The organism is Desulfobulbaceae bacterium DB1 (genome assembly GCA_001914235.1).
Lineage (GTDB): Bacteria > Desulfobacterota > Desulfobulbia > Desulfobulbales > SURF-16 > DB1.
On sequence record MQUF01000003.1, the window covers coordinates 319,504 to 334,959 of the forward strand.

Consider the following 15,456-nt stretch of genomic DNA (forward strand, 5'->3'; position numbering starts at 1 on the left):
TCAGTTTTGCCGACTTCAAATACCGGTATGCATTTTGCTTTTATCGCTAACACCACAAATATGGCTATTGAGAGGACGAATTCCGTCCAGCTAATAACTTGTTGCCTTATGAAACGCCGTGCCACGGTTCTGGATAAAGTTGCGGCACTATGACTCCAATGGCCGGATTCAGAGAGTAAAAAATTGACGGATACGCTTTCTCGAATAGAACGAAGCGAACGAATGTCCCTGATTCGAGACAAGGGCTCGACGCCGGAAATGAAACTACGCCGTCTGATTTATGGAATGGGTTTTCGCTACCGCTTACATGTCAAGGAGTTACCGGGCAAGCCAGATTTAGTTTTCCCATCCCGGCGAGCCGTCATCTTCATGCATGGATGTTTTTGGCACCGCCACGAGGGATGCAAACTCGCAAGGCTTCCAAAATCCAAACTGGATTTTTGGAAGCCAAAGCTGGAAGCAAACAAGGAACGGGACTTACTCCATCAGCGACAGCTTCGAGATTTGGGGTGGCGCGTTCTGGTTGTGTGGGAATGTGAAATGGTTTATACAGAGCGTGTATCGGCAGTCGTCAGAAATTTTCTGTGCGAAAAGGAAGGTGAAAAATGAAATCAGTGGAACTTTTCGCGGGCGCGGGAGGGCTTGCCATGGGGGTTTCATTGGCGGGCTTCGAGTCGCTGGCCGTGGTGGAGTGGGACAAATGGGCCTGTGACACCGTCAGGGAAAACCAAAGGCGGGGATATCCATTAATCCAGGATTGGCCACTTTGGGAAGGTGATGTGAGGGATTTTGACTGGTCTTCAATTCCCGAGGGGATTGACCTGATTGCGGGAGGGCCACCATGCCAACCATTCTCGATGGGGGGCAAGCACAAGGCATATGGAGACAGGAGGGATATGTTCCCCCCCACTGTGGAACTTGTCCGCAAGCTAAAGCCAAAGTCCTTCATAATTGAAAATGTAAAAGGACTTACCCGGTCCAGCTTCGCGAACTATTACCAGTACATCCTGCTTCAGTTGGAATTTCCAGAAGTTACGAGACGTCAACATGAAACTTGGATGGATCACTTGCGCAGGCTTCAAGAGGAAAAGACCTCCGGTGCCCTTCATGTGAGCGGACTTACCTATAATGTTGCCCCCACGCTTGCCAACGCCGCGGATTATGGCATTCCCCAAAAGCGTGAACGGGTATTTATTGTAGGCTTTCGTTCCGATCTTGGCATTGAATGGTCTTTCCCTCGCCCAACTCATTCATGCGATGCGCTTTTGCATTCGCAATGGGTTACGGGGCGGTATTGGGAAAATCACCAAATTCCGCGTGCGAAGCGCCCCGTGGTTCCTGAAAAAATTAAAGACCGGATCAAAAAACTAAGCGGGTCGCTTTTTCCCGTGGATGGGAGCGCTTGGAGAACTGTCCGGGATGCCTTGATGGATGTTCCAGACCCTCGCAATGGGGCGGCTGCGGCATTCTACAATCACAACTTTCAGGATGGCGCCAGAATATATAAGGGTCACACGGGAAGTCCGCTTGATTTGCCCGCGAAAACGCTCAAGGCGGGAGACCACGGCGTGCCCGGCGGGGAAAACATGTTGGTGTTGGATGATGGGAACGTTCGCTATTTCAGCGTAAGGGAATCCGCTCGCCTCCAAACCTTCCCCGATGGTTATGTGTTTCATGGATCATGGACAGAGGCCATGCGGCAACTAGGTAACGCCGTTCCCGTTGCCATGGCTCGTCGCGTCGCCGCATCCGTGGCTGAGCGTCTAGCGGAAGCGGAAATACGTAAAATATGCTCCGCTAGGGGAAGGAACGTTGCATGAGGCATGGCAATATCATTCCTTTTAACCCTCTGGATAAACGGCATTTGGGGGAAAGCGTTGGCCAGGCCATGCTGCGACAACCCGCCACTCCCTTGGGCAACTTGGAAGTCTTCGATGGCGCGGGAATTTATGCTATTTATTATACGGGTGACTTTCAGGGCTACGAGGCAATAGTCAAACGCAACGTGAAGAAACGGTTTAACGCTCCTATTTATGTTGGCAAAGCCGTACCAAAGGGGGCTAGAAAGGGGGGGGATCTGGAAGCACCCCCCGGAAAGGACCTCTATTTCAGACTCAATCAACACGCAAAGAGCATCGAGCAAGCATCCAACCTAAATATAGTTGATTTCCATTGCCGCTATTTAATCGTGGACGACATCTGGATTCCACTCGGTGAATCACTGCTTATCGCAAAGTTTGATCCACTATGGAACAAGCTCATAGACGGATTCGGCAACCATGATCCTGGTAAAAGACGCTATGACGGTCTACGTCCACGCTGGGATGTTGTCCATCCTGGACGTTCATGGGCGGAGAAGTGTCAACCTCGTGAAGAATCCGCGGAACAGATCATCCGGGAAGCACGGGATTATCTCCGAAACAACCCTCCCCCGGATGACATTTCCATGATAACGGTTTGATCCCCTTGTCTTATTCACTCTGGTTGAGAAAATTAGCCGACGAGAAAAAGCGAGAAAAAGGGGACAGATTTATTTTACATTGCCACATCGAACATCTCAAAAAGTCAAACTCACCTCTGGAAAAGGTGCCTACTGTTCGTCATCGTTCTTATGAAACAACTTCAGGCGACAAGCTCTTCCACTCCATCTTGAAAAACGGCCCGCACTTCGAGATGACCACCAAGGGCCTCAACATAGCGCTGCAGCACGCTCAACGTTATATTAGGGCGCCGTTCAAGCTCAGAAAGAGCTGATTGTGACAGTCCCATTGAAGCGGCAAGCTCTTTCTGGGTGATATTATGGGCTTTACGTACCTGCTGCAGGCGGAGCGCGGCAACTTTTTCCTGTGCCTTCCGGCGTACTTTATCCCTTTGTTCTGGAGAAAATTTTTCCTGCATGATTTGGTCGAGCGTTTTCATGACGACCTCCTTATTTTTTCTCAATACTCTGAAGATACTCCGCAAAAAGCTCATCAGCTTCAGCGACTAACCGTTTGTAAAATCTTGCTTGATCCTTCCCTTTTTTGTCGCCACCATTGAGGATCACGGCCTGGCGATGGATGTCGAAGACAAAAAGGCTCCTGTAGACATGGCCGGAGACTTTGGTTCGCAATTCCTTCATATTGGAAAACCGTGACCCTTTCACCTGATCAACATAGGGACGGCCAAGTGATGGACCCATTTGGGCCAATACTTGAAGATCCGTAGCGATGGCTATTTTCTCCTTTTCAAGAAGGTGATCAAACCAGGCTTCATACGCATCAGTGAAAATAATGGTCCATTCCATGTATAAAATATAACTTATATACGATATTCAGGCAAGCCAGGAAACTACATCAAAGAAAAATCGGCTTCTGACAAGATAAAAAACTTCATTTCAAGAATGAGGGGTCGGATGGGGGCAAGTCTGCTCTTGGCTCTTACCTGCGGAGTTGAGCGGTAAATCCGCCTCCCGCCCAACTCGCGGCCGGCATTTGGTTCCGCTTAAGTTTTTTCCTCCCTGTACAAAGTTGCCGGAAAAATGATACGCTGGTGCAAAAGGAGGGTTCCATTATGAGATGCCGACAAAAATTCCGTTATTCCGTTATTCTGTTTGTTTGCACGTTTTTTTCTTTTTCCGCCGCTGCCCACGGTGAGCCGATCAACATGCTGTCCCTGCAGGAAGGGGCGCTGCCGGTAGCGGTTCCTCCCACCTACGGCGGCTGGAACGCCCAGAATCTGCTCGATGACAGCCCCCGGTCTGGCTGGGCCTGCGAGACCGGCAACATTGCCGACAACGTCTTTGTCTTTGAGCTGGTGGAACCGGCCGTCCTTGAGCGTTTTGAGTTCGATAACACCGCGGTGGATGCGGAAGGGGCAGGAGCCAGGGATATCCTGGTGGAGGTCTCCGCCGTTTCGGCAAGCGACGGCTTTACGCCCGTGCTTGCGGCCGGGCTGGCCGACAGAACGGATAACCAGAGCTTTCCCGCGTCCGTCAAGAAAGCGGCGCGCTGGGTGCGGCTCACCATCAAAAACAACCAGGGCAGCCCCGAATGGACCGAACTTTTTTCCTTCAGGGGATTTGCTGAAAAACCTGCCATGACAACGCCGGGCAATATCTCCGGCACCTATGAAACAAGCTACTCCCTTTTTCATGTCCGGCAGCAGGGAACCGCTTTGGTCGGCTGCTACGAGTACAATGAAGGACTGCTGAGCGGCGCCGTCGAGGGCCGGGTCATGAAGATCACCTGGCAGGAGGCGGGAGAGGACAACCTCGGCCCGGCGGTGATGGTTTTTGCCCCTGACGGGAAATCATTCCGGGGCTTCTGGTGGCGGCAGGGCGCGGGTTCGGGCGAACCGGACGGGGAATGGGACGGCAAAAAAATCGGCGCGGCGGTGGGCGGTTGCCCGCACTGGACCGGCTCGGTGGGCGGAGAGCTGAAAAAACACCTCGATTCCGCCAAACGAGCCAGGCTCTACGGCATTCTCTTTGATTTCAACTCCGCCGCCATCCGCCCCGAATCAAAACCCGTGCTGGACGAGGTGCTTGCCCTGCTGCGCAGTGAACCGGACTGGCAGTTGACCATCGAGGGGCACACCGACGCCGTTGGTTCCGATGAGCGCAACCTGACCCTTTCCCAGCAACGGGCGGATGCGGTGAAAGCCTGGCTGGTGACGGGCGGTGTCGACGCCGCCCGGCTTGCGACAGCGGGATTGGGTGAATCGCACCCCGTGGCCGACAATGCCACGGAGCTGGGCCGGGCTCGGAATCGGCGGGTGGAGCTGGTTCGCCGATAGTGGTTGGTGAAAAATCGTGATCCTTGAAAATCGTTGACAAGTGTTTGGCGCATTGTTATGTAGGAGTGAAGTGCTGGGTGAAATAGCCCAATCCGTTGCGTTTGTTGACCCTGTTTCAGGATGGGGCGGCATTTCAAAATCGTTACCGCAGCCCGCCGGCACGGCATTCCGGGCAGTTTGGCGATTGCCATAAAATTTCTTTGTCTTTGCTCCGGTGCGGATTTTTCAAGGAAACGTTGCTGCGGCAAATTGTCGCACCTGTAAGGGGGGTGGGATGAATCTGAACGAAACGTCATTTGTCGTGCATCAAAAAAGCCTGTCCTTGCGCAACCGTCTTTCTCCCGCAAAAACCCTTCTTGTTTTCAGCGTATTTCACTGTTGCCTGTTCGGCGGCGCCGGAACACTCAATGCCTTGATTACCGGGCCCTGCTCCAACTGTCATACCATGCACAACAGCCAGGACGGCGAGGCGATGGCCACCCTGGGCGGCGAGTCCGGCGCCAGTCCCAACCCCTACCTGACCCGGGCCAGCTGTACCGGCTGTCACGCCATGGGTGAAAACAGCAAGATTAAGTCCATCGGCACCACGATGATTCCCCAGGTGATGCATACCGACAACACCGGCGACCTGGCCGGCGGTAATTTTGCCTACATGCTGGGCATGAAAGGCAGCGGCGCCTCGGATGCCAAAGGGCATAACGTCATCGATTTCGCCGGCGAAGACGACGGGCAGCTGTATGGACCACCGGGCGGCATCGTTCAGTTTTTTCACAATGACGGCGGCACCGTCAACGACACCAATCTGACCTGTGCCGGCACCAACGGCTGCCACGGATACCGGTATAACGGCGCTTCCCCCAGCGGCATCACCGCCCTGGGTGGCGCGCACCACGCCAATGTCGACGGCAAATGCGATGTTGCCGATACCCCGGCCAACAGTTACCGTTTTCTCTTCAGTGTTCGGGGTCTGGAAAATCAGAATCCCACCGGCAAATGGCAGAATGTCTCGGCATCCAACCATAATGAATATTACGGCCAGGCAATGCCGAAAAAGCTCGGGTGCGCCGACGGCATAAGCTGCCACATCGTCGGCGGAGTCGGGCCGCCGAATCATACCATCAGCGAGTTCTGTGCCACCTGCCACGGCAACTTTCACACCCTGACCACGACAAGTTCCAGCGGCATCGGCACCGGCACCAAACCGTTTATCCGTCACCCCACCGACCTTGCCTTGCCGAACAGCGGTGAATACGCCGACTATAACGGCGACAACAGTTACAGCATCGAGGCCCCGATTGCCCGGGCCGGAGTGGTGCCGGATGCCGTCAGTGCCTCGGTGGACCCTGCTTCCGGAACGGATGTGGTGATGTGCCTTTCCTGTCACGGCGTGCATGCAACGGATTACGATGATTTGCTGCGCTGGGATTACAGTGAAATGGTCGCGGCCGGCGGTGCAAGTAATTCGGGCTGCTTTGTCTGTCACACCACCAAGGATGAGTAACCGGCTGCAGCCGGCCGCCCCATGTCGAAAAGTGCGGGTCAGGGGTGGCGCATGCGGCTCCACCCCTGAAGACCGAAGAGCTGTTACCGGTCGATAACACCGTCGCAGTCATTGTCGACCCCGTCCCTGCCCCAGCGCCCGGATGTGTCGGTGCGTCCCGGATTGATGAAGCGGTTCGCGTCGTCGCAGTCGTTGTCACAGGTGGTCCAGCCGTCTCCGTCGTTATCAAAACACACCTCGCACCCTTCGTTGATCACCCCGTCGCAGTTGTTGTCAATGGTGTCATCGCAGATCTCCGCGGCGCCCGGATTGACGGCAGGGTCGGCATCATTGCAGTCGCTCTCGCAGGTGGTCCAGCCGTCTCCGTCCCGGTCAAGGCAATTATCATAAGGATTAAGCGCCGCATAGGTTTGCAGCAGGCCGTAGCCGTAATCGCTGTCCCATCCGCCGATGCCGCCGTCAAGCGCGGTTGAGGTGAGAGCCGCGCGTACTTCCTCCGGGGTGATGGCGGGATTGCGGGCGTAGAGCAGGGCCGCGGCTGCCGTCACATGGGGGGTGGCCATGGAGGTGCCCGTGTAGTAGAAATAATGCCAGCCGCTGTCGTCGAATGTTTCCTGCAGGATTGCGTCTCCGCTGACCGATCCGCCGCCGCCCGGGGCCACCAGGTCAAGACCGGTGCCGCCGTTGGAATAGGAGGCGACGGTGCCGTTGATGTCAACCGCGCCCACCGCGATGGTGTATGGTGAAATGGCGGGATAGCTGACATTCTTGCGATAGGAGTCGTTGCCCGAGGCGCAGACAATGGTCACCCCGGCTGCGTGGGCCGCGGCAAGCCGGGGGTCGAGAATCGGGTCCGAGGTGACATTGAGCTGCGCTTTCCAGCCCAGGCTCATGTTGATCACCGAAGCGCCGTTGGCCACGGCATAGGCGACGCCATCGGCCAGATCGGCCGAGGTGCCGGAGCCGCTGTCGTCAAGCACCTTGACCGGCATGACGCAGGCATCATGGGCCAGGCCCGCGACGCCGGTGCCGTTGTCGGTGTTCTGCGCCACGGTGCCGGAAACATGGGTGCCGTGTCCGTCGCCGTCAACCGGATCGCTGTCGTTGTTGACCACATCCCATCCCTGCGAAACGCAGCCGATGCCGTCCGGCGCGCCGCCTGTTTTCAACCCGGTGTCAAGCACCGCCACAATGACGCCTGAACCGGCAGTGATGTCCCAGGCCTGTTCACTTTGCACCATGGGCAGATTCCACTGGAAGGAATAATATGGATCGTTTGGCTGGAAAAAGGCATGATATTTCAGGTTCAGGCCGCATTTTTTCCCTTTGGCGGCAAGTTTGCCCAGATGCTGTTGTTCCTTGCCCTTTTCCACTGTCAGGACAACAAGTCCCGCGTTCGGCAGCACTTTTTTCACCCGATAACCGGCCGGTACCTGGTCGACGCTGCCGGCCATGACAACCTCGCCCGGCCGGTACATCTCGGCGGCAAGGGGCTGAGTCGCGGCGCCGCCGGTTCCCCCGGCCGCGAACATCACGCCGCCGACTGTCGCCATTACCAAACATTTTGCTCCTGTTTTTTTCATGCCGTTTCACCTCTGCTTTTTTTGTTGGTGTCTTTCAATGCGGTACTCCTGTGCAATCGGGATTGATCACACCGCATCTGCCCCTCAATACATCATGTATACAACATGGCACGGCAAAAGAAACAGCAAAAATCCTGCCATGACTTTCCGTTTGTGAACGCACGGTTTCCGGCCCGCAGGCGGCTCGGAGCCGGACGGCAACTTTCAACATGGAGCCTTGAATTTTCGGAAAAAGTAGGGTAATGTCTTTTTTTTCAGGTGCTCCACGGAGCATAAAAGGGAACCCTGTGAAAATCAGGGACGGGCCCGCCGCTGTGATCGGTGACGACTCTCAGGTGAAAGCCACTGTCCGGAAATCAGGATGGGAAGGCGCGAGAGAAGGATGATCCGAGAGTCAGAAGACCTACCTGGAAAACGCTGACTCTTCGTGGACGGAAGTTTCAGCATTATGGTCTAGAGGATACTTATGGGAAATCCCCCGGATCGAGTTTTAACTCGAGCCGGGGGATTTTTTTTTAATGAATGTCTGTTGCGATGGACGCGCCCATGGAAGCACATTTGCCGGCCGGCTTATGGTCCGACCTGATCTGGCCCTTGCTGCGGATTATCTTCCAGGTCTCCGTCGGGCTGGTGATTGCAAATTTTATCGAGGCGCTGAACTGGGCGGAGCATCTGGCCGCGCTTGCCCGCCCCCTCATCCGCTTCGGCCGATTTTCCGCTATCACCGGCGCAAGTTTTGCCGTTGGTTTTTTTTCCGGTGTGTCGGCCAATACCATGCTGGCCGAGGCCTTTGACAAGGGGCAGATGACGAAAACGGAGCTGGTGCTTTCCAATCTGCTCAACAGTCTGCCCCGCTTTTTTCTTCATCTGCCCACGGTTTTTTTTCTGACCGTGCCCTTGATCAAGGGCGCGGCCGTTCTTTACGTGGCCATCACCTTTGCCGCCTCCCTGCTGCTGACGCTGCTGGTGGTGATAGGGGGCAGGGTGCTGCTGCAATCGCGGCCTCCGCAGGAAGAGATGCCGCCTTTTCGTTTTGCCGGGACAACCTTCCGCGGTGCGCTGGAAAAGAGCATCACCCGGTTTCGCAAACGAATAAAACGTATTCTGCTGTTCATGGTGCCGGTTTACGTGCTTTTTTTTCTTCTCGGCCGCTTGGGATTTTTTGCCCGGCTGGAGGAACTGGTTGCCGAAAAGGCCTGGTTTCTGAGTTGGCTCAACCCGAAAAGCGTCAGCATCGTCGTTCTGCACGTGACCGCCGAATTTTCCGCAGGCCTTGCCGCCGCCGGGGCCCTGCTGGCCGATAACAGCCTTACCTCCCGGGAGGTGGTGACGGCGCTGCTGGTCGGCAATATTCTTGCCGCGCCCATCCGGGCGGCGCGGCACCAGTTCCCCTATTACGTGGGGATTTTTTCGCCCCGGCTGGCCCTGGAGCTGGTGGGGGTGAGCCAGGCGGCACGAATCATCTGTATCGTCATTGTCGGACTCGGCTACTATTTTGCCGCCGGCAACTGAAGAGTTACAAAAATATGAAATGGAAAGAGGTGAAAACCATGCGATTTCGAGCGAAAAGAGAAATTGCCCTGCTGTTTGTCTGTTGCCTTGCCGTCCTGCTCGGTGCTGGTTCCGTTCATGCCGCGCCGTCTGAAAAAAAGGCGGTGGTGCTGGCGGTGTTCGGCACCAGCCATGAGGACGCCCTGCCCGGTATTCTCAATATCCGCCGGCGGATCGAACAGTCCCTGCCGCAGGATGTGCCGGTGCGCCTTGCCTTTACCTCGAATATCATCCGGAAGATATGGCAGGAGCGACGGGCTGATCCGGGGTACGCGACGAGCCACCCCGATGTGCCGGCCGAAATCCTGCATGTCAAGGGGCCGCTGGCCGCCATCGCCGATCTGCAGGACGAAGGGTATGGCGTCATCATTGTGCAGCCCACCCATATCTCAAGCAGTGAGGAATTCAGCGACCTGGCTGCCTATGTTGCCGGGCTGAACTCCATCCGGACGATCAAAGCCCGTAACATGCCGTTTCAGCAAATCATCCTGGGGCGTCCCGCTCTCGGTACCGCAGGCATCGAGCATGAGTACCGGCATGACATCGAGCAGGTGGCGGCGATTCTTGCCCCGGATGTCGAGCGGGCCGCAAAGGAGGGCCGGGCGGTGGTTTATTTCGCCCACGGCAACGAACATTATTCCACCGGCGCCTACATGGAATTTGAGCATGTCATGCGCACCCGCTACCCGGAGGTCATGACCTATGTCACCATGGTGGAGGGGTTTCCCGGCGCTGATGTGCTGCTGGAAAAACTCAAACGCGATGGAACGAAAAAGGTGCTGGTCAAGCCGTTCATGACCGTGGCCGGCGACCATGCCAAGAACGACATGGCCGGACCCGAACCTGATTCGCTGAAAAGCGTGCTGGCGGCACACGGCATTGACGTGGCGGTGGTCCTGGAGGGGCTTGGCGAAAAGAGTGATTTTGCCCTGCTTTTTGCCCAGCATATCAAGGATGCGGCAACGGATGCCGGGGTGCCTTTCTGAAAGAGGAGAGGCGATTGATGGGCCGAAGCGCGCAATTTTTTTTCGGTGCGCTCTGTGGTCTCGGGGGTGAAAGGGTTGCCGGCGATGAAAAAAACGGACAACAAAAAATTCTGGCTGCTGCTCCCGACTCTGGCCGCGGCCACTGTCTGCTGCATCCTTTTTTCCACCGGCCTCGGCTATGTCGAGGTGGGCTGGAGGGATATCGTCCGCATCGTGCTGGCCGGGATAACGGGTGACGCCGCCCTGGCGGCCGGCATCGATCAGGTGGCGCCCTTTGTCGTCATGGATGTGCGGCTGCCCCGCATTCTCACCGCCACCCTGGTGGGGGCGGGACTGTCCATGAGCGGCGTGATCTATCAGGGTATTCTGCTGAATCCCCTGGCCGATCCCTATACCCTGGGCATATCGTCCGGCGCGGCATTCGGCGCGGCCGTGGCCCTGGTTGCCAACCTGGCCCTGCTCGGACAATTTTCGGTGCCGCTTTTCGCCTTTGTCGGCGCCATGGCGACACTGGCCATTGTTTTGTCGCTTTCCACCTTTCACGGGCAGATGTCGGCGAACACCCTGATTCTTTCCGGCGTCATCGTCGGGGCGATTCTTGCCGCGGGCATCAGTTTTCTCAAATACCTGGCCGATGAACAGGTGGGGGTTATCATTTTCTGGCTGATGGGCAGCTTCGCCTCCCGCACCTGGACTGATGTGGTGAGTGTGGGAGCGGCTGTCTGTCTGGGCCTTGTTGTTGCCCTGTTTTATGCCCGGGATCTCAACATCATGAGTCTCGGCGCCAGGGCGTCCGGGTCGCTCGGCGTGGAAAACGGGCGGGTGCGCAGGGTGTTGCTGCTGTCCGCCTCGCTGGTCACCGCGGTCTGCGTCTCGGTTTCCGGTATCATCGGCTTTATCGGCCTGATCGTGCCGCACCTGATGCGCTATTTCGTCGGCCCGGACAACCGCAAGCTGCTGCCGGTCTCGGCCCTGGCCGGCGCCATCCTGCTGCTGCTGGCTGATACCGTCACCCGGGCGGTTCTGCCGGCCGAGGTGCCCATCGGCGTGTTGACCGCGCTGATCGGCGGCCCCTTTTTCTGCCTTATTTTCCGCAGCAGACAGCGGAGGGCCAGATATGAATGAGGCCGAGATATTTGCCCTTGCCGGAGCAGGCTTTGCCTATGACAGCGCCCTGGTGCTGGCGGGGCTTGATTTTTCCCTCCGGCCGGGCCTGTTTTACGGGGTGGTGGGGCCAAACGGCAGCGGCAAGACCACCCTGCTCGACCTGCTGGCCGGTTGCAAACGCCCCTCTGCCGGGCAGGTCTCCTACCTGGGACAGCCGGTGGCTGCATATCGGCGCCGGGAGCTGGCCCGGCAGATTGCCCTGGTGCCGCAGGATTTTGCCGTTGATTTTGCCTTTACCGTGGAAGAGGTGGTGATGATGGGCCGTCATCCCCATATCCGGCGCTTTGCCGGTCCGACGGCACAGGACTGGCGGCTGGTGGACGAGGCGATGCAAACCATCGGCATCGATCATTGCCGGTATCGGCAGGTCAACGAGCTTTCCGGCGGGGAGAAACAGCGGGTGGTGCTGGCCCGCGCCCTGGCCCAGGATACGCCGGTGCTGCTGCTGGACGAAGCCACCTCCAGTCTTGACGTGCAGCATACCCTGCAGATTTTTAATGTGGCTCGCCTGCTGGTGCGACGGGAGCAGCGTACCGTCATTGCCGTCATCCATAATCTCAATCTGGCGGCGGCATACTGTGATGAGATCCTGTTCATGAAGGATGGTCGGATGGTGCACAGCGGCGCAACGGAGCGGATCATGGAACCCGGCATCATCAAAGAGGTCTTCGGGGTGGAAAGCGAGGTGCGGCTTGATCCCTTTAATAACGTCCGGCAGGTGTCGTACCGCTATTGGAGTGAGGGGTGAGGAGTGAGGGGAATGAAGGGTTTTATCTGCCATAAGCTTTTGGGGCTTGTTTTTTGTAACTATCCAGCTTGGGATGAAAAACGTCCGATTCGCCCCGGTGCTGTAACTATTCAGCAGTGCCGCAGATGCGCGAAAGAGGCCTGGCCGCTATACATGGGGTATGCGGCCAAGCCGATGACAAAGCAGATGCGGTGCTGCTGGATAGTTACTGTTTTTTTTGTGTCGCTGCTGCTGTCCGTTGCCGCCAAGGCCGCGACCGTGGTGGACAGCGCCGGGCAAAAGGTCGAGGTAACGCGCCCCTTTGAGCGTATTATCTCCCTGTATGCGGCGCACACGGAAAATCTCGCCGCCCTCGGCCTTGACCGTGAACTGATCGGCATTGGCGACAGCGATGATTATCCGTCTCGGGTGCTGGGGAAAAAACGGTTCAGCTACAAGGAGGATCCGGAGAAGTTTATTGCCGCCCGGCCCGATCTGGTGCTGGTTCGCCCCATGATCGAGCGCTCCTATCCGCAGCTCATTGACAAACTGCGGCAGAGCGGTATTACCGTGGTTTCCCTGCAACCCAACACGGTGGGGGAGATCGCCGACTACTGGCGCGCCCTGGGGGGACTCACCGGCAGAAACGGGGCCGCGGAAAAAATGGTGGCCGATTTTCAGCAGGGCATGGCAACGATTAAAGCCAGGGTTGAAGCCATCCCCCGGGAGGCGCGGGTGCGGGTTTATTTTGAGGCGATTCATAAAAAAATGAAAACCTTTGCCCCGCAGAGCATTGCTATTTATGCCCTGGAGCAGGCGGGCGGGGTGAACGTTGCTGCGGATGCATTCCAGGTGCGGGAAACCAATATTGCCGATTACGGCAAGGAGCGTATTCTGGCAAAGGCGGAGACGATCGAGGTCTTTCTCGCCCAGCAGGGGCGGATGAACCCGGTCAGCCGGGAAACGATCATGCAGGAGCCAGGTTTTCAGGCATTGAAGGCAGTGCGGCAGGGCAAGGTGTATGTCGTGGATGAGCGGCTTGTTTCCCGCCCCACCATGCGCATCCTTGACGGGGTGCGGCAGATCAACGCCATTCTCTATCCCGGCCTTGGGCTGCGGGGAGAGGACCGTGAGCGCTGAAGGCAGCCCGGCTTTTCTGGTGGCAGGCACCCACAGCGGCTGCGGCAAGACCACGGTTGCCCTGGGGTTGATGGCGGCCCTGGCGCGCAAGGGACTTGCGGTGCAACCCTTCAAGTGCGGGCCGGATTTTATCGATCCGACCCTGCACCAATTGGCCGGCGGGCGGATTTCCAGAAATCTTGACCTGTGGATGGCGGGCGAATCCTTCACCCGGCAGACCTTCCGGCGCCGCATGGAGGGAGCGGACATCGGCGTTATTGAAGGGGTGATGGGCATGTTTGACGGGGGCCTTTCCTCTTCCGCCGCCCTGGCGCGAACCCTTGGGGTGCCGGTCGTGCTGGTGCTGGATGTCCGTTCCGCTGCCGAGAGCGCGGCCGCAATGGTCAAGGGCTTTGAGACGCTTGATCCGGCAGCGGCCCCCCGCGCGGTGATTTTAAACAGAATCGGCAGCGAGCGCCATCTTGCCCTGGTGCGTGGGGCCATCGCGCAGCATTGCCGGGCCGAGGTGATCGGTTTTCTGCCCCGCTCCCTTGACTTTGCCATGCCCTCCCGTCATCTGGGGCTGCACATGGGGAACGAGGCCCTTGCGCCGATGGCGCTGGCCGCGCTTGCCCGCACCGTGACCGGGCACATTGATCTTGACCGGCTGCTTTTTCTTGCCGGTGAAGGGGCGGGGTGCGACCCGGCACCGGGGGGCGAAAAACCACTTGCCGCGAGCCGGGCGCGGATTGCGGTGGCGCGGGACCGGGCCTTTTGTTTTTACTATGAGGACAACCTCGATCTGTTGCGGGCGGCCGGGGCGGAACTGGTTTTTTTCAGCCCCATGGCGGACAGCGAACTGCCGGAAGACATCGGCGGCATTTATCTGGGCGGCGGCTACCCGGAGCTCTTTGCCGCCGAGCTTGCCGCCAACGGCCCCATGCGGCGGGCGATACGGAGCTGGGCCGAGGCGGGACGCCCCATCTACGCCGAATGCGGCGGCTTCATGTACCTGTGCCGGAGCATTACCACGGACAGCGGCGAGAAAAAGGAAATGGTCGGCGTTTTTCCGGTTGCGTCCCGCATGCGCGGCCAACGCGCCGCCCTGGGCTATCGCGAGATCAGGCTGGTGCGGGACACCCTGCTGGGACCGGCCGGCACCATTCTGCGCGGCCATGAGTTTCATTATTCCGAGATCGAGGAAATGCCCGGAGAAATTTTCCGTTGTTATGCGGTGGAGAACTGTGCCGGCGAGGGATACGGCTATAAAAATGTGCTGGGCGGCTACATGCACCTGCACTTTGGCTTTTGTCCGCAGGCGGCTGCGTCCTTTGTCGCCGCCTGCGCAGGGGGAGCAAAGAAGTCGGAAGTCAGGGGACAGGAGTCATTATGAGGGAAATAACATGAAAACGCTGATCCGGGACATTGCGCCGGAGGAAATCGAGGCGGAAAGCTTTCGCATCATTGCCGAGGAGCTTGGCCCCACCAGCTTTGATCCGGCTACCTTCACGGTGGTGCGGCGGGTGATCCATGCCACCGGCGATTTTTCCTTTGCCGACAATATGCGTTTTCATCCCCGGGCAATCAGCGCGGGAATTGCCGCCATCCGGGAAGGCCGTAATATTCTCACCGATGTCACCATGGCGGCGGCCGGGGTGAGCCGGGGCTTGGCGGCACAATGGGGGGGACAGGTGATTTGCCGGGTGGGGGAAGCGGAAGTTGCCGCCCGGTCCAAGGCAATAGGGGCAACCCGCTCCGGAGTGGCCATGGAGATGGGGCTTCTTGACGGCAATATCGGCATCGTGGCGGTGGGTAATGCGCCAACCGCCCTGGTCAAGGTCATGGAACTCATGGGGCAGATGGCGGAAAACGCCCGACCGGCGCTGGTCATCGGCGTACCGGTGGGCTTTGTCAATGCCGTCGAATCCAAGCAACTGCTGGCTGAAAAGGATTACCCCTTTATCACCAGTCTGGGGCGCAAAGGCGGCAGCCCGGTGGCGGCGGCCATTGTCAACGCCCTGATCCGCCTTGCCCGGGAGGATTAGC

15 protein-coding genes and 1 riboswitch are annotated in these 15,456 nt (G+C 57.8%); of the genes, 12 read left to right on the forward strand and 3 right to left on the reverse strand.

Annotation, left to right across the window (positions count from 1 at the left end; all coding sequences use genetic code 11):
• Positions 1-183: 183 nt before the first annotated feature.
• From BM485_03845 to BM485_03855, 3 genes are read left to right on the forward strand one after another with little or no spacing between them, the layout of a single operon-like run.
• Positions 184-609: a very short patch repair endonuclease gene (locus tag BM485_03845; protein ID OKY76381.1), complete on the forward strand. Its 426-nt coding sequence runs from the start codon at positions 184-186 to the stop codon at positions 607-609.
• On the forward strand, positions 606-1,820 hold the full coding sequence (locus tag BM485_03850; GenBank protein ID OKY76382.1) for a DNA (cytosine-5-)-methyltransferase: 1,215 nt from the start codon (positions 606-608) through the stop codon (positions 1,818-1,820). The genes BM485_03845 and BM485_03850 overlap by 4 nt, the downstream gene beginning before the upstream one ends.
• Positions 1,817-2,461 carry a restriction endonuclease gene (locus tag BM485_03855; protein OKY76383.1) on the forward strand — a complete coding sequence of 215 codons (645 nt, stop codon included), beginning with the start codon at positions 1,817-1,819 and terminating at the stop codon, positions 2,459-2,461. The genes BM485_03850 and BM485_03855 overlap by 4 nt, the downstream gene beginning before the upstream one ends.
• 161 nt (positions 2,462-2,622) lie before the next feature.
• On the opposite strand, the gene BM485_03860 is transcribed toward BM485_03855, so the two are convergent.
• Both BM485_03860 and BM485_03865 read right to left on the reverse strand, forming a co-directional pair.
• Positions 2,623-2,919 (reverse strand): hypothetical protein, encoded by a 297-nt coding sequence (locus BM485_03860; GenBank protein ID OKY76384.1) that lies wholly within the window; start codon positions 2,917-2,919, stop codon positions 2,623-2,625.
• A gap of 10 nt (positions 2,920-2,929) precedes the next feature.
• Positions 2,930-3,286, reverse strand: a complete 357-nt coding sequence (locus tag BM485_03865) for a hypothetical protein (protein ID OKY76385.1) — start codon at positions 3,284-3,286, stop codon at positions 2,930-2,932.
• Positions 3,287-3,552: 266 nt separating this feature from the next.
• Between BM485_03865 and BM485_03870 the strand changes: the two genes are divergently transcribed.
• Positions 3,553-4,776: a hypothetical protein gene (locus BM485_03870; GenBank protein OKY76386.1), complete on the forward strand. Its 1,224-nt coding sequence runs from the start codon at positions 3,553-3,555 to the stop codon at positions 4,774-4,776.
• A gap of 274 nt (positions 4,777-5,050) precedes the next feature.
• Complete coding sequence (locus BM485_03875) at positions 5,051-6,277, forward strand: hypothetical protein (GenBank protein ID OKY76387.1); 1,227 nt, start codon at positions 5,051-5,053, stop codon at positions 6,275-6,277.
• 83 nt (positions 6,278-6,360) lie between these two features.
• On the opposite strand, the gene BM485_03880 is transcribed toward BM485_03875, so the two are convergent.
• The gene (locus tag BM485_03880) at positions 6,361-7,809 is read right to left on the reverse strand and encodes a hypothetical protein (protein ID OKY76617.1); all 1,449 of its coding nucleotides are present in this window, start codon (positions 7,807-7,809) and stop codon (positions 6,361-6,363) included.
• Between the two features lie 290 nt (positions 7,810-8,099).
• A riboswitch (cobalamin riboswitch) is annotated at positions 8,100-8,286 on the forward strand.
• 120 nt (positions 8,287-8,406) lie between these two features.
• Between BM485_03880 and BM485_03885 the strand changes: the two genes are divergently transcribed.
• The 7 genes from BM485_03885 to BM485_03915 all read left to right on the forward strand — a co-directional run bounded on the left by BM485_03885 (position 8,407) and on the right by BM485_03915 (position 15,455).
• A complete protein-coding gene (locus BM485_03885) occupies positions 8,407-9,372 on the forward strand; it encodes a hypothetical protein (GenBank protein OKY76618.1) in 966 nt (321 codons plus the stop codon).
• Between the two features lie 38 nt (positions 9,373-9,410).
• Complete coding sequence (locus BM485_03890; protein ID OKY76619.1) at positions 9,411-10,397, forward strand: hypothetical protein; 987 nt, start codon at positions 9,411-9,413, stop codon at positions 10,395-10,397.
• An 84-nt stretch (positions 10,398-10,481) separates the two neighbouring features.
• The gene (locus tag BM485_03895; protein ID OKY76388.1) at positions 10,482-11,522 is read left to right on the forward strand and encodes an iron ABC transporter permease; all 1,041 of its coding nucleotides are present in this window, start codon (positions 10,482-10,484) and stop codon (positions 11,520-11,522) included.
• Complete coding sequence (locus BM485_03900) at positions 11,515-12,312, forward strand: iron ABC transporter (protein ID OKY76389.1); 798 nt, start codon at positions 11,515-11,517, stop codon at positions 12,310-12,312. The genes BM485_03895 and BM485_03900 overlap by 8 nt, the downstream gene beginning before the upstream one ends.
• 186 nt (positions 12,313-12,498) lie before the next feature.
• Positions 12,499-13,431, forward strand: a complete 933-nt coding sequence (locus BM485_03905) for a peptide ABC transporter substrate-binding protein (protein OKY76620.1) — start codon at positions 12,499-12,501, stop codon at positions 13,429-13,431.
• Positions 13,421-14,803: a cobyrinic acid a,c-diamide synthase gene (locus tag BM485_03910; protein OKY76390.1), complete on the forward strand. Its 1,383-nt coding sequence runs from the start codon at positions 13,421-13,423 to the stop codon at positions 14,801-14,803. Before BM485_03905 ends, BM485_03910 begins: the two co-directional genes overlap by 11 nt.
• A gap of 10 nt (positions 14,804-14,813) precedes the next feature.
• Positions 14,814-15,455, forward strand: coding sequence for a precorrin-8X methylmutase (locus BM485_03915; GenBank protein OKY76391.1), 642 nt, complete (start codon positions 14,814-14,816; stop codon positions 15,453-15,455).
• Position 15,456: the final 1 nt, after the last annotated feature.